The organism is Rothia sp. HMSC071C12 (assembly GCF_001813895.1).
Lineage (GTDB): Bacteria > Actinomycetota > Actinomycetes > Actinomycetales > Micrococcaceae > Rothia > Rothia mucilaginosa.
The window spans coordinates 3,416-21,445 of record NZ_KV814362.1 but is presented as its reverse complement, the minus strand read 5'-3'; the positions used below and the strand labels follow the sequence as shown (position 1 = coordinate 21,445).

The 18,030-nt window shown below is 61.3% G+C and carries 17 protein-coding genes, 1 tRNA gene and 1 riboswitch; of the genes, 6 read left to right on the top strand and 12 right to left on the bottom strand.

What is annotated here, in order from left to right; genetic code table 11:
- Positions 1 to 43 precede the first annotated feature (43 nt).
- The 6 genes from HMPREF2942_RS01025 to HMPREF2942_RS01000 all read right to left on the bottom strand — a co-directional run bounded on the left by HMPREF2942_RS01025 (position 44) and on the right by HMPREF2942_RS01000 (position 4,660).
- A complete protein-coding gene (locus HMPREF2942_RS01025; protein ID WP_070688001.1) occupies positions 44 to 1,099 on the bottom strand; it encodes a ThiF family adenylyltransferase in 1,056 nt (351 codons plus the stop codon).
- Positions 1,090 to 1,860 carry a thiazole synthase gene (locus HMPREF2942_RS01020; RefSeq protein ID WP_070687999.1) on the bottom strand — a complete coding sequence of 257 codons (771 nt, stop codon included), beginning with the start codon at positions 1,858 to 1,860 and terminating at the stop codon, positions 1,090 to 1,092. Before HMPREF2942_RS01020 ends, HMPREF2942_RS01025 begins: the two co-directional genes overlap by 10 nt.
- A gap of 134 nt (positions 1,861 to 1,994) precedes the next feature.
- Positions 1,995 to 2,192: a sulfur carrier protein ThiS gene (gene thiS / locus HMPREF2942_RS01015; RefSeq protein WP_049328087.1), complete on the bottom strand. Its 198-nt coding sequence runs from the start codon at positions 2,190 to 2,192 to the stop codon at positions 1,995 to 1,997.
- 48 nt (positions 2,193 to 2,240) lie between these two features.
- A complete protein-coding gene (gene thiO / locus HMPREF2942_RS01010; RefSeq protein WP_070687997.1) occupies positions 2,241 to 3,323 on the bottom strand; it encodes a glycine oxidase ThiO in 1,083 nt (360 codons plus the stop codon).
- Positions 3,324 to 3,325: 2 nt separating this feature from the next.
- Positions 3,326 to 3,946 carry a thiamine phosphate synthase gene (locus HMPREF2942_RS01005; protein ID WP_049350533.1) on the bottom strand — a complete coding sequence of 207 codons (621 nt, stop codon included), beginning with the start codon at positions 3,944 to 3,946 and terminating at the stop codon, positions 3,326 to 3,328.
- Positions 3,947 to 4,586: 640 nt separating this feature from the next.
- Positions 4,587 to 4,660, bottom strand: a tRNA-Gly gene (locus tag HMPREF2942_RS01000).
- A 153-nt stretch (positions 4,661 to 4,813) separates the two neighbouring features.
- On the opposite strand from HMPREF2942_RS01000, the gene dcd reads away from it, so the two are divergent.
- Positions 4,814 to 5,413: a dCTP deaminase gene (dcd, locus tag HMPREF2942_RS00995; protein WP_005509013.1), complete on the top strand. Its 600-nt coding sequence runs from the start codon at positions 4,814 to 4,816 to the stop codon at positions 5,411 to 5,413.
- A gap of 132 nt (positions 5,414 to 5,545) precedes the next feature.
- On the top strand, positions 5,546 to 6,877 hold the full coding sequence (locus tag HMPREF2942_RS00990; protein WP_070616061.1) for a septin family protein: 1,332 nt from the start codon (positions 5,546 to 5,548) through the stop codon (positions 6,875 to 6,877).
- Between the two features lie 163 nt (positions 6,878 to 7,040).
- Here the strand turns inward: HMPREF2942_RS00990 and HMPREF2942_RS00985 are convergent, their stop codons facing one another.
- Positions 7,041 to 8,477, bottom strand: coding sequence for an MFS transporter (locus HMPREF2942_RS00985; protein ID WP_070687995.1), 1,437 nt, complete (start codon positions 8,475 to 8,477; stop codon positions 7,041 to 7,043).
- 160 nt (positions 8,478 to 8,637) lie between these two features.
- Positions 8,638 to 8,871 carry a DUF4235 domain-containing protein gene (locus HMPREF2942_RS00980; protein WP_070644271.1) on the bottom strand — a complete coding sequence of 78 codons (234 nt, stop codon included), beginning with the start codon at positions 8,869 to 8,871 and terminating at the stop codon, positions 8,638 to 8,640.
- A 267-nt stretch (positions 8,872 to 9,138) separates the two neighbouring features.
- Positions 9,139 to 9,239, top strand: a riboswitch (TPP riboswitch).
- A gap of 58 nt (positions 9,240 to 9,297) precedes the next feature.
- Between HMPREF2942_RS00980 and HMPREF2942_RS00975 the strand changes: the two genes are divergently transcribed.
- The 4 genes from HMPREF2942_RS00975 (at position 9,298) to HMPREF2942_RS00960 (ending at position 13,693) form a co-directional block, all read left to right on the top strand.
- The gene (locus tag HMPREF2942_RS00975; protein ID WP_070687993.1) at positions 9,298 to 9,942 is read left to right on the top strand and encodes an ECF transporter S component; all 645 of its coding nucleotides are present in this window, start codon (positions 9,298 to 9,300) and stop codon (positions 9,940 to 9,942) included.
- An 82-nt stretch (positions 9,943 to 10,024) separates the two neighbouring features.
- Entirely contained in the window at positions 10,025 to 11,620 is a 1,596-nt protein-coding gene (locus tag HMPREF2942_RS00970) for an ABC transporter ATP-binding protein (RefSeq protein ID WP_070687991.1), read from the top strand.
- Positions 11,617 to 12,414: an energy-coupling factor transporter transmembrane component T family protein gene (locus tag HMPREF2942_RS00965; protein ID WP_070687989.1), complete on the top strand. Its 798-nt coding sequence runs from the start codon at positions 11,617 to 11,619 to the stop codon at positions 12,412 to 12,414. Before HMPREF2942_RS00970 ends, HMPREF2942_RS00965 begins: the two co-directional genes overlap by 4 nt.
- A gap of 376 nt (positions 12,415 to 12,790) precedes the next feature.
- Positions 12,791 to 13,693: an aminotransferase class IV gene (locus HMPREF2942_RS00960; protein ID WP_005509006.1), complete on the top strand. Its 903-nt coding sequence runs from the start codon at positions 12,791 to 12,793 to the stop codon at positions 13,691 to 13,693.
- Between the two features lie 240 nt (positions 13,694 to 13,933).
- On the opposite strand, the gene HMPREF2942_RS00955 is transcribed toward HMPREF2942_RS00960, so the two are convergent.
- The 4 genes from HMPREF2942_RS00955 to HMPREF2942_RS00940 all read right to left on the bottom strand — a co-directional run.
- The gene (locus HMPREF2942_RS00955) at positions 13,934 to 15,184 is read right to left on the bottom strand and encodes a multidrug effflux MFS transporter (protein ID WP_070687987.1); all 1,251 of its coding nucleotides are present in this window, start codon (positions 15,182 to 15,184) and stop codon (positions 13,934 to 13,936) included.
- 735 nt (positions 15,185 to 15,919) lie between these two features.
- The gene (locus HMPREF2942_RS00950) at positions 15,920 to 16,588 is read right to left on the bottom strand and encodes a nucleoside/nucleotide kinase family protein (RefSeq protein WP_070687985.1); all 669 of its coding nucleotides are present in this window, start codon (positions 16,586 to 16,588) and stop codon (positions 15,920 to 15,922) included.
- Positions 16,588 to 17,064 (bottom strand): low molecular weight protein-tyrosine-phosphatase, encoded by a 477-nt coding sequence (locus HMPREF2942_RS00945; protein WP_246824327.1) that lies wholly within the window; start codon positions 17,062 to 17,064, stop codon positions 16,588 to 16,590. The genes HMPREF2942_RS00950 and HMPREF2942_RS00945 overlap by 1 nt, the downstream gene beginning before the upstream one ends.
- 206 nt (positions 17,065 to 17,270) lie before the next feature.
- A partial coding sequence (locus tag HMPREF2942_RS00940; RefSeq protein WP_168165839.1) for a pentapeptide repeat-containing protein occupies positions 17,271 to 18,030 on the bottom strand: 760 nt, incomplete at its 5' end.

Here is an 18,030-nt window from a genome sequence, read left to right as displayed (position 1 = left end):
CCCTGATGTCGCTTCCGGAAGGGATAGCTACGCCGGTGGTTCCCTAAATCGCTGTGAGGTGCACCCCGTACTCGCCCGCCAGCTCCGCGTACGCCTGCACAAAGCGCTGCGCTCGCGCACCCGAGGCACAGAAAACGCCCACACGCTGATCACGCACCGACTCAAACAGGCTCAACAACTCCGCGGGCACGTCGGTTGCCGGCAACAGCGACCCCTCAGCGTCGCTCAGATGCGACAACGGCACATGCAACGAGCCCTCATGCTTCATCGACTCCTCACGCTCGGACACCTCACGCACATCCAGCAGAACCTGCGGAACCTCATGTGCCGACAAATCCACCGGCACCACACGCGCCGGATCCGGCACCGCCCCAAACGACGTACACGTACCCGACAAGGCATCATACGTCAGCAGAGTACCCGCCGCCGTCGGCAGACCACTCACAAACTTGAGCACTTCCGTCGCCATCAGCGAACCCACCACAGCTGTTGTCGCACCCAACACCCCGGCAAGCGCACACGACTCCACCGTCTGCGGAATCGTCGGAAAAATATCACGCAAATGCGCGCCATCCGGCTCAAAAAGACTCACCGACCCGCCAAAACGCAAAACCGTGCCCCACACCAGCGGCAGACCCGCAAGCTGCGCGGCATCCGCAATCAGATACTTCGACGCAAATGTATCCGTACAATCCACCACACAATCCGGTGCCGAGGCGGCGAAAAGATCCAAAATCCAGGACGCATCCACATGCCGAATCGTTGTCTCAACCGTCAACGACGGGCACAGCTCCAGGGCACGGCGCGCCGCAACCTCCGCCTTCGGCTCACCCACATCAGGCACACCAAAAAGCGGCTGACGCTGAATATTCGACAGCTCCACCGAATCAGAATCCACAATATGCAGATACCCCACACCAGCCGCCGCCAACGCCTGCACCACCGGACAACCCAAACCACCAGCACCAATTACCAACACGCGTGCCGCCGCCACCGCATCCTGATCAAAGCCCGGCAGGCGACGCTGGCGGTCCGTGCGCTCGCGATCCAGACGCGCATGCTCCGGATTCACCGAGGTAGGGGTGAGGTTTACATCCACGAGACAAAACCCTCCGACGGCGACGACGCCTTCGCGTGCTCACGCACCGGAATACGGCCTGCCTCACGCGCCAACGCGCCCGCCTGCACCGCAAACTTCATCGCCTGAGCCATCGCCACCGGATCCTCAGCACGGTTCACCGCCGACGCCAACAACACCGCATCACAACCCAGCTCCATCGCCAGCGCCGCGTCGGAGGCGGTACCCACGCCAGCATCCAGAACCACCGGAACCTGCGCGCGAGAAGCAATCAGCTCAATATTGTGCGGGTTCAAAATGCCCAGACCGGTACCAATCGGCGCGCCCAACGGCATAACCGCCGCAACGCCCGCATCCTCCAGGCGAGCGGCAGCCACCGGATCGTCAGAAGTGTACGCGAGTACCGTGAAATCCTCGGCGACCAGCTGCTCGCAAGCGTTCAACAGCTCCACGGTGTCCGGCAACAGGGTGTCTTCGTCGTGGATGATCTCGACCTTCACCCAGGAAGTGCCCAGCGCCTCGCGGGCGAGCATCGCGGTCATCACCGCATCAGCTGCGGTGCGGCACCCTGCGGTATTGGGCAGCGGCGCAATATTGAGCTTCTGCAGAAGCGGAAAAATGGGGGTGCCTGCGGCGTGACGGCGCATGGCAACGGTCGTCATTTCGGTGCCGGAGGCGATGAGTGCCTGCTCGAGCAGGTCCATGCTGGTTGCGCCTCCGGAGCCCATGATGAGGCGGGAGTTGAAGGTGCGGTCGCCGATGGTGAGCGGTGCGAGGCTCATGAGTTCTCCTCTGTGGGAACGTCTAGATAACGGGGTTTAGGTATGTGGGCGCGGCGGCGCGCCCGGTGTAGAAAGAAAACCGAGAATGTCTGTTCTTTTTGTCGGTGGGTATCTCTCCGGTTTAGGGTGGAGGATTAGCCGCCCTGAACGGCGGTGAGGGCATCCACCCTATCGCCCTCGTTCAGCGGCACATCCAGCCACGTGGAACGCGGCACGATACTGCGGTTGAGCGCCACAGCCACACCATTTTCGGTACCAAACTGGTCCATGACAAGGTCAAATACGGTGCGGGCATTCGTGGTTAGCGGCTCGCCGTTGTAGGTGATAATCATGCGAAATCCTTTCGTGAAGGTGCCGGGTGCACCCGGCGGGGACTGTGTTTAGTGGGTGAATCGTGCCGGGTCGCACGCCTGCATAATGAGCGGAATCTCAGCCCCGCAGGCGACCTCCGCGCCGACCTTGCCTGCGAGCGCGGCAAGCAGAATACCGTGACGGAAGTAGCCCGTGGACACAAGCTGGCGGGTGCCGTCAGTACGGGTGCGGTGCCCAAAGATGGGCAGGTCGTCCGGGGTGCCGGGGCGGGCGCCGACGTTCGCCTCCAGAAGCTCGCACTCTTCAACCGCGGGCACGAGCCGGATCGCGTCACGTAGCAGCTGGTGTACGCCGTCAATGGCGGGCAGCGTGCGGTGGTCTTCGCGGCTGGTTGCGCCGATGCATAGCTCCCCGTCAGGGCGGGGGATGAGGTAGACGGGGCGGGAGTTCACGTAGCCGCGCACCACATGTTTGAGGATGGGCCGCGGGGCGCGCAGACGCAGAATATCCCCGTAGACGGGGCGTAGCGGGTAGTCCCCGTGCAGTGTTGCCCCTAGCCCAGCGCAGATAATGTCGCCCGCGTCCGGGTCGGTGACCCGTTCGGCGCTGAAGGTGACGCCGCGGCGGGTGAGGGCGTCTTTGAGGGCGCGCCTCATGAGCCGCGGGTGTAGCTGATGGTCACTGGGGATGCTCACGGCGCCGGCGATACGCGGCGCCAGGAGCGGTTCGAGGGCGCGTGCCTGCGTGGGGGTGACGGGGTCTGCGGGGCGGTTCATGTCCCGGTAGTAGGCGCGGGTGCGTTGCAGGTGCTCGGCGTCGGCGCGGTCGGCTGCGATGATGAGCGTGCCGGTGGTGTCGTAGCCGGTAGGCAGGTCGGTGGCGCGGCTGAGCCTCTCCATGAGGGAGGGGTAGGCGTCGGCGCTAGCGGTCATGAGCGGGAAGAGCGCGTCCTGCTGGAATTGCACTTCTGCGATGGGCGCGAGCATGCCGCCGGCGTAGTGGCTGGCGGCGGGGTAGAGCGCCGTGCCGTCGTCGGCGGTGCCGTAGTCGCTGGTTTCGGCGTCGATGAGGTGCACGCTTTCGCCGTGTTCGGTGAGTTCAAACGCGGTGGTGAGGCCGATGATTCCGCCGCCAATGATGGTGATGGTCATGGTTATGCCTGCAGTGCGGGGTTGTCGACGAAGGCGCGGACCATGGCGATTCCGGCGACTCCGGTGGTGCGGATGGCGGGGCAGTCTTCGGGGGTGATGTCGCCGATAGCTACGGTGGGTACGGCGGACAGTTCGGCAAGTTCGCGGAGCCCATCAATGCCGAGGGGCGGGCGGTTGGACTGCTTGGTGGGGCTGGGGCGGAACGGCCCGGTACCAACGTAATCGATCAGATGCGCGATCTTGTTGGACTCTTCGACGAGCTGCCGGGTGCCGGTGGTCAGACCGATGATCGCGTCGGCGCCGAGGAGGGCGCGGGCGTCGGCTACGGGCAGGTCGTCTTGACCGATGTGCACGCCATCAACGCGCACGCCGCGGGCACGCAACGCGAGGGCGACATCAACACGGTCGTCGATGAGGAGGGTCTGGTGCGGCTGGATGATGCCGGCGATAGCTTCGGTGAGCTGGTAGAGCTCGCGCGCGCTGATGGGTTTGGACCTGACTTGGATGCAGGTGGCGTGTTTGGCTGCCCGGACGGTTTCGAGGGGGTTGTCGCCTGTGACGAGGTAGAGGTTCAGGTCGAGGGGGCGTGCGGGGGTGGTGTAGGGGTGCGTTTCGCGGGTCATGCGGGTCTACGATTCCTCGTCGAGTAGATGTTTTTTAGAAATTCTCTCATTGAATTTCTGTGGTTAGGTTAGCACAACTGTGTGGTGAGTTGAACATCCTTCAAGCGTTTTGAGGTGTGTGTGCTTGGCTCGCTATACACTTCCTTCGCTCCTACAGGGGCACCCGCCCTCGCAGAGCTCGAGCACCCTGATGTCGCTTCAGGAAGGTATAGCTGTGCTGCGCGCTCGTATGGGGCTACAACAAGCCCTGTCTCGATGAGCCCTCGGGAAGGCGCCCTGACCTCCCATACGGAGTCACCGCAATGCCCTGAACCCAACATTCATTCCCGGCGAGCTGCCTGCGGTACCTAACCCCAGTATTCCCCCTCCCCGCCTCCGCGCACACTCTTCCCAAGCCGAGCGCCCGTGGTTCGTTCCACACCGCGCATCCGCACCCACTACTCCACCTGCCCGGAGAAGGGGAGAGAGTTAGTAGGGGAGAGGCCGGTATGTTCCGTCGCGACATCAGGGTGTCCGACGCGAAGCGAGGACGGGTTCCCTGCAGGAGCAAAGAACATACCGCCTCGACCCGTCCAACCGCGCCCAACCACCGCATCCAACCTAAAAAATAAAAGCCCCAAACCATAAGGTCCGGGGCTTGTGGAGCGGCTGACGGGAATCGAACCCGCGTATCAGGCTTGGGAAGCGTGCGCTCTACCATTGAGCTACAGCCGCATCTTTTTCAGTGTATCGCGCCTGCTTGTCGGGAGTGAAATGTGTTGCGGTTGTTTGTGCGCGGGGTGGCGGGGTTGAAATGTGATGTAGGCCTGTGTGCTGGGGCTGGTGGATGCCTGCACGTGGGTGGTGTTTGCCAGGTATCCTTTAAGCGTGCTTATTTCAGATCGCGATATTCGTCAAGAGATTGCTGATGGGCGCATCGTTCTTGATCCGTTCGATGAGTCGATGATTCAGCCTGCAAGTGTGGACGTGAGGATTGATCGTTTCTTCCGTCTGTTCGATAACCATAAGTACCCGCATATTGATCCTGCTCAGCCGCAGGAGGATTTGACGCGCCTGGTGGAGGTGGCTCCTGATGAGCCGTTTATTCTGCATCCGGGTGAGTTTGTGTTGGGTTCTACGTATGAGAAGGTGACCCTGCCTGATGATGTGGCTGCCCGTTTGGAGGGTAAGTCGTCGTTGGGTCGTCTGGGTCTTCTGACTCACTCTACGGCTGGTTTTATTGATCCTGGTTTTTCGGGGCATGTGACGCTTGAGTTGTCGAATATGGCGACTTTGCCGATTATGTTGTGGCCGGGTTCTAAGGTTGGTCAGTTGTGTTTCTTCCGTTTGAGTAGCCCGACTGAGCATCCGTATGGTTCTGGTGCGTATGGTAACCGTTACCAGGGTCAGCGTGGCCCGACTGCTTCGCGTAGTTATTTGAATTTTCATCAGACGATGATTCCTGCGGATGGTTCTGTGGAGTCTTAGTCTTTCCCGCTTTGGGGTGCGGGCGTGCAGGCTGTGTGTTTGTGCGCCCGCGTTGGGCGGTTTTTTCGCCTGTTGTGCTCGTGCGTTCACTCGCGTGCGGGTTTTTATCTCTCACTCTCTAAGGATTTTTTGATGAATCTGAAGCCTGTTGTTCTGCGTGTTGCTGGCGCGGAAGTTTCTTTGTATCTGATTGATATGTCGGACTCTTTTGTGGAGCGTTTTAAGAAGGCGTGGGAGCCTCTTGCTCCGGAGTTTTTTGATACTCCTGATGAGGCGTATGCTTCGTTGTCTCGTTTTGATCAGGTGATGTTGGTTCATGCGCCGACTGATGAGTCGGTGATGGATTTGGCGAATCCGTTGATGGGTTCGTTTGATAAGGTTTCGACGCTGCGTGTGGCTGATGATGATTCGGGTATGCAGGATCTGACGAGCCGTATTACGTTGGCGATGATTGAGCAGCTGGTTGGTCGCGGTGTGATGCTGCATGCGGCTGTTATTGGTGACCCTGAGTCGAAGCGCGCTGTGGCGCTGGTGGGTGTTTCTGGTAGCGGTAAGACGACTGCGTCGCGTTTCTTGGGTTCGAAGTTTGCGTACCTGACTGATGAGACTGCGATTATTTCGGATGAGGGTGTTGTGTCGCCGTATCCGAAGCCGCTGTCTGTGATTGTTGACCCGAATGCGCCGAAGGATCAGCAGAACCCGGTGGATCTGGGTTTGAACGTGGTTGATCGTGATGACCTCAGCTATGAGCTGTCGCGTATTGTGTTCATTTCTCGTGATGAGTCGGCTTCTGAGCCGTATTTTGAGCGTGTTCCACTGCATGAGGCTCTGGTGTTCTTGAGTGAGCAGAGCTCGGGTCTGGCGCGTCACCCTGAGGGTGTTGTGTCGCTGGCTAAGCTGGTGGAGCGTTGCGGCGGCGTGTGGCGCCTGGTGTACTCGGAGATTGAGGATACTTTGCCGCTGGTTCAGGATCTGCTGAATGGTGGCGAGCTGCCGAACGCTGATGAGGTTGAGAGCCTGGAGAAGTACACGGCTGGGGATCACCTGCCGGGTGTGTTCTTGAACGGTACGATTGCGGTTTCTCGTATGCCGGGTACTTCGGGTGTGCGTGTGGGTGAGGACGGCCCGTTCTTGCTGCTGTGCGATACCGAGCTGAATGAGCTGTCTGAGTTTGCGGCTGAGTGCTGGCTGCAGGCTGAGGGCGATATTTCGTACGATGACCTGTTTGCGCGTCTGGCTGAGATCTTTGAGGGTCTGCCTGCGGAAGCGTATGACGAGAATCTGAGCGCTTTGGCGGCTGGTTCGATGCTGTGGGTTCGTGTGATTGATGATCCGCTGATTGATGACGCAACCTGGGCTCAGATGACCAGCGATGAGGTTCTGGATGAGGAGGAGCAGCAGATTGCGCTGGATTCCTCTGAGGACGCTGTTTCTGATGATGAGGACGACGTGGTGGAGGACTAGCCGCCGCGGCTCTCCGCTGATGAGCACCGCCGAATAAGCACTGCTTAAGCACGAAGGAGGGGCGGGTAGAAGATGATCTTCTACCCGCCCCTCCTGTTGCGTTCGCGAGGTTGCGTTTGCGGGGTGCGGAGAGCTTAGCCCCGCGCAGCCTTACTGAGCCGCTTTACTGGCCAGCCTTGTCGCGGCGCTTCTGTTCACGCTTCTGCTCGCGGCGAGCCGCACGCATACGCAGCGGACCGGGCGCCTTCACCGGCAGCAGCAGGAGCAGACCCGCCACCACAACAATCAGAATACCGAGCACACCCCAAATCTGCGCGCCCATGATGCTCACGCACAGACCGAACAGCATCGGCGCCAGGAAGCTGGTGGCACGGCCGGTGGTCGAGTACAGACCGAACAGCTCACCCTCAGTGCCGGGGTCCGCCAGACGCGCCAGGAAGGTGCGGGACGCCGACTGCGCCGGACCCACGAACAGGCACAGCAGCAGGGCGCATACCCAGAACACGCCCGGTTCGGGGAAGAACATCAGCGGGGTAGCCGCCAAGATAATGCCGACCAGCGAGATAACAATAATCGCCTTCGGGCCCAGGTAGTCATCCAGGTAGCCGCCCAGGATCGCGCCAGCCGCCGCGACAGCGCTACCGGCAATACCGAACAGGATCACCTCGGAGGTGCTGAAACCGAACGTGCCCGCCGCAAGAATACCGCCGAACGTAAAAATACCGGACAGACCATCACGGAACACCGCCGAAGCAATCAGGAACCACAGGGTCTGAGGGGACGTCATCTTCAGCCGCTTAATGGTGCGCCACAGTGCCTTGTAGGAGGCGAGCAGACCGCCCTGACGAGCCGGGGAGAGACGCTCCATACCGAGCTCCAGGAAACGCAGTTCGCGGGTGGGCAGCACCTCCGGCAGGAAGCGCTCGCGGGTACGCATACGCACCAGCAGGGGCACACAGAAGATGAGGCACCATGCGGCGGCGAACAGCGCAACCGCACGGATATTCAGGGCGTTATCGGTGGTCAGACCGAGCACCTCGGGGGTCAGCACAAAACCCCACAGCACCACAGCCAGCGCCAGGATGCCGCCAATGTAGCCGGCAGCCCATCCGGCGCCCGAAATCTTACCGATGTTCTCCGGGTGGGAGATGCGCGGCAACACCGCGTTATAGTTCACGTACGCGAACTCGCTGAACACGCTCGCCGCAGAAATCAGCGTGACACCCAGCCACAGGTACTGCGGGGTGGGGCCCACGAAGAAGCACGCCGCCATCGAACCGACCAGCAGCATGGTATTCACGCCAAGCCAGAAGATGCCCCTGCCGGACTTGTCGTTACGCTGACCGGTCACCGGCGCCAGGATCGCAATGAGGAAACCGGCAATGGTCAGACCCAGCGACAGCGCCGAAGAAGTCTCTTCGGGGGAGCCGAAGTAGCTGCTGGTCAGATAGACGGTGAAGATGAAGGTCGTCATAATCGAGTCGAAGCTCGACGAACCAACATCCCACATGACCCAGGATGCGACCGAGCGGCGGCTGTTCGCGTGGTCAACGACCCTACGCGGAGCCTTCGTCTTACGGCGGGGAGAAGAAATAGTCATAGTTGTGCTTTCGGATGCCGAGGTGGCGCTTCAGCGTAGCGGCGGCATGAAACCTGCTGAAGTAGAGCGGGCGTGCTGAAGATGGAACACCAGGCGGTACGTACCGAGTGGAGATACGTACCGCCTAGTTCATGAACTTTCGCGCGGAAGGCGCAAAGCCTTAGTTGAAGAAACGACGCTGCAGGCGAGCAATACCGAAGCTCACCACAGCACCCGCGACGGAGGTCAGAACGGTCCAGAGGATGACCTGACGCAGGGTGTCTTCAGAGTCGTGGGAAATGGCGGGAGGCTGGTTGCCGGTAGCCTTGGTCCAGGCTGCGCCCAGGCCCTTACCAACCAGGGCAGCAGCGCCCATGTTGATACCCGCAATAGCAAGCTTAGCGACGGGGTTCATGTGTATCTCCTTAGCTGTATACGATGCGGCGTCCTGCCCGTGAACCCCTTCGGGGTTGGGTGAGAAAAGAGCGCCACTCCCTAGCGTATAGGGTTTAAGGCGTTCGTGCCGCCTTGGAGCCGCTCCGTCCCAAAATTGTACACCGTGCAATTCTGTAATGCGGGCAGAAGAAGAAAACAAAAAGCGGCAAATTGGCGCGAACAGCCAGACACGCCTACAATCGAACCTGGGCTTCCACCCGCACCACAACGGTACGGACAAGGAACCCCACAACGACAGGGGAGCGCCACCGAGGCGCTGAGAGTGCTAAGCAGACCCTCGAACCTGATCCGGTTAGTACCGGTGTAGGGAGTCGAATTTCTTCTCAATGCCCTCGTCCATTCAGAGGGCGAGGACATTCCCCTTCCAACGAAGGAAGGACCACCAATGTCGCAGAACGTAACCCCCGCCTCCAAGGCATCTAGCCAGGCATCTACCCAGGCAGAAACGAAGAAGCCGAACCTGCGCTGGCGAGTCAACGAAATCGTTATCGCCGCAGTCATCGCAGTAGCCTGCGCCGTCATCTTCTGGATCTGGGACATCGCAGTCGGCCCCGCCGCGAAAACCGCACTCGTAGCAGCACCCGAATTCCGCCCCATCGTCGCCGGCGCATGGCTGCTTGGCGGCACCCTCGGCGGCCTGCTCATCCGCAAGCCCGGTGCGGCACTCTTCGGCGAAATCGTCGCAGCATTCATCTCCGTACTCTTCACCGGCGGCGCGTGGAGCGGCGAAATCCTGATCGCAGGCTTCTTCCAGGGCATCGGCGCTGAAATCGCCTTCGCAATCTTCCGCTACCGTCGCTGGGACGCATTCGTAGCAGTCTTCGCCGGCGCGCTCAGCGGCCTGTTCATGGGCGTTAACGAAATCTTCATCTACTACCCCGACATGGAACCGGTCAAGGCAATCATCTACGTAGCGTGCGCCGTCATCTCCGGTGCAATCATCGCAGGCTTCCTCGCATGGATTCTCGTGCAGAACCTCGCCAAGACCGGTGTGCTCTCCTCGCTGGCATCCGGCAAGACCCGCCGCTAATCACCAGCAACTAGACACCCCTAGTCACTCACAACGAGTCACCACTCGGCACACTCAGCAGCCACAAGGCTAAGGAACCATTATGGAAGCAACACCGCGCGGGGCGCGCATCGAGCTCAACAACTTCAGCTGGCACCACCCCGGACGCCCAGAACCCGTCATCAGCGGACTCAACCTCACCATCAACCCCGGTGAAAAAGTCCTGCTACTGGGCACCTCCGGCGCCGGCAAATCGACGCTCCTGCACGCCATCGCCGGTGTGCTCCACGATGACGACGGCGAATCCGCCGGCGGCACCATCACCATCAACGGGCAAGCACCCGCCGAAGCACGCGGCACAGCAGGCATGATGCAGCAGGACCCCGAATCCTCCATCGTCATGGCAACCGTCGGCAACGACGTCGCGTTCGGCCCCGAAAACCTGCGCGTACCCCGCGAAGAAATCTGGGGCCGCGTCACCGAAGCCCTCACCGCAGTAGGGCTCAACCACCTGCCCCTCGACCACCCCAGCAGCGCGCTATCCGGCGGTCAGAAGCAGCGCCTCGGCCTGGCGGGCATCCTCTCGATGCACCCCGGCGCCATGATCCTCGACGAACCCACCGCCAACCTCGACCCCACCGGCGTGCAGGAGGTGCGCGACAGCATTCTTGCCGCCGCGGAAGCCACCGGCGCGACCCTGCTCGTCGTGGAACACCGCGTGAGCATCTGGGCACCGCACATGGACCGCATTATCGTGCTCGGCGAAGGCGGCACCATCACCCATGACGGCGCACCCGACACCGTACTCACCGAAGCACGCCAAGAACTCATCGACGCGGGCGTGTGGGTACCCAACTACGTACCGCGCGCGCCGCAGGCTAGTGCCGATAATGAGGCGGGCGGCGAAGCGCTACTGCGCGCCGAAAACCTCAGCATCACCCGCGCACAACCCACCCCCAAACAACGACGCGCACGCCGACGCACCATCAAACGCCTCGGCGACACCTCCGCACCCGCACCCATCGACCTGCCCGTGCTGCGCGGCGGCATCAACCTCACCCTGCACGCCGGCGAACACCTCAGCGTGCTCGGCCCCAACGGCGCCGGCAAATCGACCCTAGCCCTTACCCTCGCGGGGCTCCTCACCGCGCCCAACGGCACCCTCACCGCCACCGAGGCGCTACGCAATCATGGCGGCGAGCCCGCCCACTGGGACGTGCCCACCTGGACCCCCGCCCAAATGCTCAGCCGCATCGGCTACGTCTTCCAAGAACCCGAATACCAATTCATCCGCGGCACCGTACGCGAAGAACTCGAACTCGGCCCCCGCCGACTCGCCGCACTCACCCGCAACCCCCTCAACGAAGACGACCTCACCGCACGCACCAACGAGCTCGCAACCCGCCTACGCCTCACCCACCTACTCGACGCCAACCCCTTCACCCTTTCCGGCGGCGAAAAACGCAGGCTCTCCGTCGCCTCCGCACTCGCCACCGCACCCAAAATCCTCATCCTCGACGAACCCACCTTCGGCCAAGACGCACGAACCTGGGCAGAACTCGTCGACCTCATCCGCGAACTACTCGCAGGCGGCACCGCCGTCATCTCCATCACCCACGACGAAGACTACACCGCCGCACTCGGCGGCAACCACATCACCCTCGAAGCCACCGCAACCCCCGGAAAGGAGAACGCATGAACACCGACTTCTTCGGCACCATCGACCGAACCAGCTACTTCAGCAACCTCAACGCCGGCGTAAAACTCATCGTCTCCTTCACCCTCATCATCGCCGCACTCATCGTGCGTGACCCCCTCACCTCCGGAATCCTCTTCGCCCTCGAACTGCTCGGATTCATCCTCGTCGGATTCCGACCCGTCAACGTCCTCGCCCGCTTCTGGCCCATCCTCATCGCCGTCATCACCACCGGCTGGTCCGTCGCCATGCTCAGCGCCAAAAGCGGCACCACCATCCTCGACCTCGGCTTCAACACCATCACCACCGACTCCGCCGCCGTCGGCGCAGCCATGATGATCCGCTCCCTCGCCATGGTCCTACCCACCCTCGCATTCGTACTCACCACCGACCCGACCGACCTCGGTGACTCCCTCGCACAAACCTTCAAACTGCCCTCCCGGTTCGTGCTCGCAACCGTCGCCGCGCTACGCTTGGTCGGCATTCTCTTCGCCGAATGGAACGCCCTCGGCCAGGCACGACGCGCCCGCGGACTCGGCGCAGGCCAATCCCTCATTGGGCGTGCACAAACCTTCGGCGGGCAAAGCTTCGCCCTGCTCGTGCAGGCTATCCGCCGCGGCTCCCGCCTCGCCATCACCATGGAGGCGCGCGGCTTCGGCGCAGGCGAACGCACCTGGGCTCGTGTGCCGTCCTATTCGCCGCGTGATGTGCACGTGAGCATTGCCGCCGCCGTCATTATCGCTGTTGCGTACGGTGCATCTATTGCGGCGGGTACAATCCAGTTCCTCTGGGGCTAGTTTGCTCTTGCTGTAGTTTGTTCCGTTTCTGGTTCCGTTTTCGTAGCTCTGCTTGGGAAGCGGTATACACCCTCGTTCCTACAGGGGACCCGTCCTCGCTTCGCTTCGGACACCCTGATGTCACTACGGGCGATACCGTCTTCCCACGCTGGGATACGTAGGTGCTCGCACTCTTCCTTCGCTCCTACAGGGAGGAGGGGTACCACATATTTCCTCCGCGCCTAGCCCCACTTGGGACATGAGTAGAGGGCGCCCGCACTCTTCCTTCGCTCCTACAGGGGCACCCGCCCTCGCAGAGCTCGGGCACCCTGATGTCGCTTCAGGAAGGTACAGACGCCTCCTGCCTATGGTCTGGCCGCGAACGTACAATAAGACTATGTCTAGTACCGTAATTCTTCTGAACGAGCAGAACCCGCAGGGCATCTTCGTTGACCCGTCCGTGCCCCTCATCAGCGTTGATGACCAGGGCTTCACCCGCGGCGACGGTGTCTTCGAGACCATGCTGTCCGTCAACCGTCGCGTGCGTAAGCTCGGCATGCACCTGTCCCGCCTCGAATCATCGGCGCGCATGTTGGATCTACCCGACCCGGAACCCGAGATTCTGCGTTCGGCGGTGGAGCGCCTCATGCGTGAGGCGACCGCCGGTGCCGAGACTGCGCTGGGTGAAGAGCACATCGTGAAGATCATTATTTCGCGCGGCCCCACCCAGGCGGTAACCTCCATGCAGCCGGGCCCGTACACGCTGATTATGGCGTCGCCGGTGCCCGCCTCCATCGTGAAGCGCCGTACCGAGGGCGTGAAGGCGATGCTGCTGCCGCGCGGCCACGAGCCGATGGACAACAGCGCCTACCCGTGGCTGCTGGCGGGTGCGAAGACCCTCTCCTACGCGGTGAACATGGCGGTCCTGCGATACGTGCAGGAACGCGGCGCGGATGACGCTATCTTCATCACCGACGAGCGTCGCGTGCTGGAGGGTGCCACCTCCTCGGTGCTGGTCGCCAAGATTGAGGACGGCAAGAAGGTGCTGTACACGCCCGAGCCGAGCCACGGCATCCTCCCCGGCACCACGCAGGGCGCGGTGTTCGAGGCGGCACGCCAGGCCGGTTGGGAGCTGGGCTTCGGTCCGCTCTACCCGCAGGATTTGTTTGAGTCGGATGGCGTGTGGTTGGCGTCGTCGGTACGTCTGATTGCGCCGGTAACTCACCTGAACGGCACGGCGCTGGCGCATGACCCGGAGCTGACCGCCACGCTGTTGAACTACCTGGCGCAGCAGAGCTAAACGCGTACAAAAAGGGACTGCCGCATATTTCCTCCGCGCCTACGCAGGGGCACCCGTCACCCGGACGCTCCGCCCTCTCCTTGCTCCGCTGCGGAGAGCGTCCGGGCTGACACCCTGAGGGCGCATCCGGAAAACGCGGCAGCCCCTACGCTTCATGTACGGGCACAGCAAAGCCCCGGACGCGCAACCCTTAGCGGGTCGCCCATCCGGGGCTTTAGCTACACAAAAATCAACAACAGGCTATTGGCCCGCCGCCGGAGCCTCATGGCTCTTGCCGTCAGCCGAGTAATCCGAATCCTTACGCGGCGTAGTCCACAGCACCAGCGCCGTCAGGACCGCGAAACCCAGAATGGAGAAGCCCATCGGCAGGTACTCATGCTCACCGGCAAACGACACCAGCGGCGCCGCCAACGCACCCAGCAGAGCCTGAACCGTACCCATCACCGCCGAAGCACTACCCGCCATGTGGCGCGCCTCGTTCAACGCCAACGCCGAAGCATTACCAAAAATCAGGCCGCACGAGCTGGTCAGCAGGAACAGCAGAACCAGCGTCGGCACCAGCGAAATACCGACAAGGAAGCTAACCAACAGCAGCGAAGACACCACCAGCAGGCTCACCACGCCAACATTCACAATGCGACGCTGCGCCACACGACCAACCAGCTTCGTCGCAATCGCGCTGAACAGCACAATACCAATCGAGTTCACACCGAACACGATCGTGAACTCAGTCTCGGACAAGCCCAGAATCTTCTGCAACACAAACGTCGAACCGGAAATGTACGAGAACAGCGCACCAAACGCGAAGCACATCGTCAGCATGAAACCCAGGTAGCGGCGAATCTTGAAGACCTTCGGTAGCTCCGAGTACACGCTCAGGGCGGTGCCCTGGTAGCGTTCCTCCACCGGCAGGGTCTCCTTAATCACGAAGATCACGCCGAGCATCATGATTGCGGTCACCACGCCAAGCACATGGAAAATATCGCGCCAGCTACCCCACGACAGCACCCAGCCACCAAACAGCGGCGCAAGCACCGGCGCGAAGCCGTTAATCATCATCATGACGCCCATGAGCTTAGCGGTCGCCAGACCCTCAGTCGTATCAGCCACGATAGAACGCGCCAACACCGCACCAATCGAACCGGTGAAGCCCATCATGAAACGCGCAAAAATCAGCAGCTCAATATTCGGCGCGAAACCACACGCCACGGTCGCAATGAAACAGATGACCGCACCGATCAGTAGCGGCTTGCGGCGGCCCGTCTTATCCGACAGCGGACCCACGACCAGCTGGCCGAGCGCCATACCCACCATGAACGCACTCAGAGTCAGCGATGCGTTCGTGCTGGTGGTGTTCAGATTCTCAGCGACTGCGGGCAACGCCGCCAGGTACATGTCCGTAGCGAGCGGCGCGATAGCGGTCAGCAGCGCCAAAACAACAATGAAAAGGGGCGATAGCCCGAAAGAGGTCTTAGTCGACTTCGAAGACATATGTCTTAGTTTTTCTTTCTGTGTGATGCGCGTGCAACGGCGCCTGCGGCTCTACAAAACATGGATGCGGCGGTACCGGATCCGGGGATGAGCTTGCGCAGGCTGGAAGCACAACTTGTTCACGGTAGCAGAATTGGGGGCGGCTTCGTAAGTTAAATGTTTGATATTTTTTTGAGCTGGGTTGGGAAGGCTTGGGGAAGGTGCGTAGAAGGGGCGGTGTTATCCACGCTCCTACAGGGGCACCCGTCCTCGCTTCGCTTCGGACACCCTGATGTCGCTTACGGATAACACCGCCCCTTGGGCGGTTTGTTTTAGCCTGCCGCTCAGTCCCCCAGTGCTGAAGAAATATTTGAGAAATATTCTTGAGAAGCATTGCTAGGCCCAACGGCATAATCTACGTTGGTCATACCACGCGATACGACCGGAGGGCACCTCAGATGCGCAAACACTATTACAAATACTTGCTAGGCATCCTGCTGCTTGTAGCTTGCGTCTTGCTCGTAATCTTTGCCGTGCTTTCTAATAACAACCCAGGCAACGGAAAAGAAGGCACTGCCTCCACGCATGCGCCGGAGAGTACTTCAACCTACTGGGATAAAGACCGCATGGAATCCGCTAGCCCGGCTCCCATGCCCGAATAAAACAGCGCCTGAATAAAACTGCCTCTGAATAGCCGTAGGACCCAATGCTTCGAGATACACGAAGCATTGGGCCCTACTGTTTTGTAGGCGGCTGTTATTGCGCCGCGCTGTCGTAGATGAAGTCCACGGTCGCGTAGTCCTCCGGGATTTCGGCGAGTAGCGCCTCCTCCTGCGCCGCCCAGCGTTCCCAGTGCGGGCGGAACGTGTCACCGTCACGAGCCATGGCGCGTTCGCGGCGCACCTCCTCCGGGGCGGTGGCGAGAATACGCACCTCGCAGGCGCCAGCAATCGCGCCGACACCCTCACAGATGATGACCTGCGTAGCCGCCGGGTCGACGGTGCGCACCTCACCGGGGGCGCCCGCCTCCCAATCCCACGGGGTGTAGGTTCCGGCAATACCTTCGGTCAGCTGCACGGATAGCGCGTCCCACGCCTCCACGCCGTCGAAGAGGCCGTCCCAGCCGGGGTAGAAGTCGTCCAGGTGCAGCACGTGCACGCTGTGGCCGGCGGCGGTGAGCTCCTGCTCAAGCTGCGCGGCGAGGCTGGTCTTGCCGGTGCCGCTACGGCCGTCAATGCCGATGATCAGCGGGATCTGCGCGAAGTCGGCGAGGAACTGCGCACGGAATTCGGTGAATTCGGCGGTGTCCATGTCGAAGTCGTTGCCGATGCCGTGCTCCAGGCGCAGCATGTCTTTGCAGAGCTCCAGGATTTCGGTGGTGCCGGTGACGCGGCGGTTCTGGTTCAGGGGGATACGCTGACTCACTACGCGTCACCTTCCTGCTTGAGGTGGTTGATGAGGCCGCGTGCGGCGGCGTCAATGAGGTCGGTGGTGTACACGAAGTCGCGTTCGCTACCGTACCAGGGGTCGTAGATGCCGAGCTGGTCCAGGTGGGTGGTGGTGACCTTCGGGTCGAAGCTGCGCATCATGCGGATTTTGGCTTTGTCGTCGTCGTTGCGGGCGAGGGCTTTGAGGCGCAGGTAGTGGGGTGCGTCCATGGCGAGGATGAGGTCGTTGCGGTCGAAGTCCTCGACGGTGAAGACGCTGGCGCGGTGCGCGGACGGGTCGATACCGCGGGCGGTGAGCTGCGCGGCGGCGCGCGGGTCGATGCGGTTGCCTTCTTCTTCGTTGCTGATGCCGCTGGAGGTGACGGTGACGGGCACGCCGGCTTCTTGGGCGTGCTGGCGGATGAGGTATTCGCCGACGGGGGAGCGGCAGATATTGCCGGTGCAGACAGTCATGATTCGGTACATGGTTCTAGTGTATCGGTGGGGTGACGGGTGGTTGAGCGCGGCGGGTGATTGGGGTGGTGCTTTGGGCGGCGACATGACGGGCGGATGCGCTCGCGGGCGGGGGGGCGCTACCGGACCTGGGCGCGAAAAGGCCCCACCGACGAGGGGCCGGCGGGGCCTTCGCGGGAATCTACCCTGAGGAACAACGCTAAGCGTTACTTTGCAGGTGCGCTCACGCGGGTGTAGTCCTCCTTTTGCTCGTCCCAAGAAGTTGGGTCGAAGAGTACCGTTCCAAGAGGGATAGTGAACGACTTACCGAGAAGAGACGCGGTTCCACAGCTGACAGGCTTGCCTTCCGCCGCGACTGAGAAATCATAGTCCTGTGGGTTTGCGGTTGCAGAGAACCGGGCTTTCCACTCTTCTTCTGAAGCTGTCTCAACGACAGCGAAAATTGGCTCAGATTGGGTGAAAATCGCCCCGCGGAAGTACGCGTTGCTGATGAAGGTTGCCCCGGTGAAATCCGCGTTGCTGAAGAATCTCACCCCGAGGAAGTACACATCGCTGAAGAAGGATACCCCGAGGAAGTAAGCGTCGCTGGTGAAAGTCACTCCAGTGAAGTTCGCGTTGTTGGTGAAAATCGCTCCGAAGAAGTAGGCATTGCTACTGAAGGTCGACTTGCTGAAGTTTGCGCCGTTGCTGAAGTTCACCTCGTGGAAGTCCGCGTTGCTGTTGAAGGTCGCCTTACTGAAGTCCGCGCCGCTGTTGAAGGTCGCCTTGCTGAAGTACACGTCGCTGTTGAAGGTCGCGTCGCTGAAGTACACGTCGCTGTTGAAGGTCGCGTCGCTGTTGAAGGTCGCGTCGCTGAAGTACACGTCGCTGTTGAAGGTCGCCTTGCCGAAGTACGCGCCGCTGTTGAAGGTCATCTTGCTGAAGTACACGTCGCTGTTGAAGGTCGTTTCGCCAAAGTATGCGACG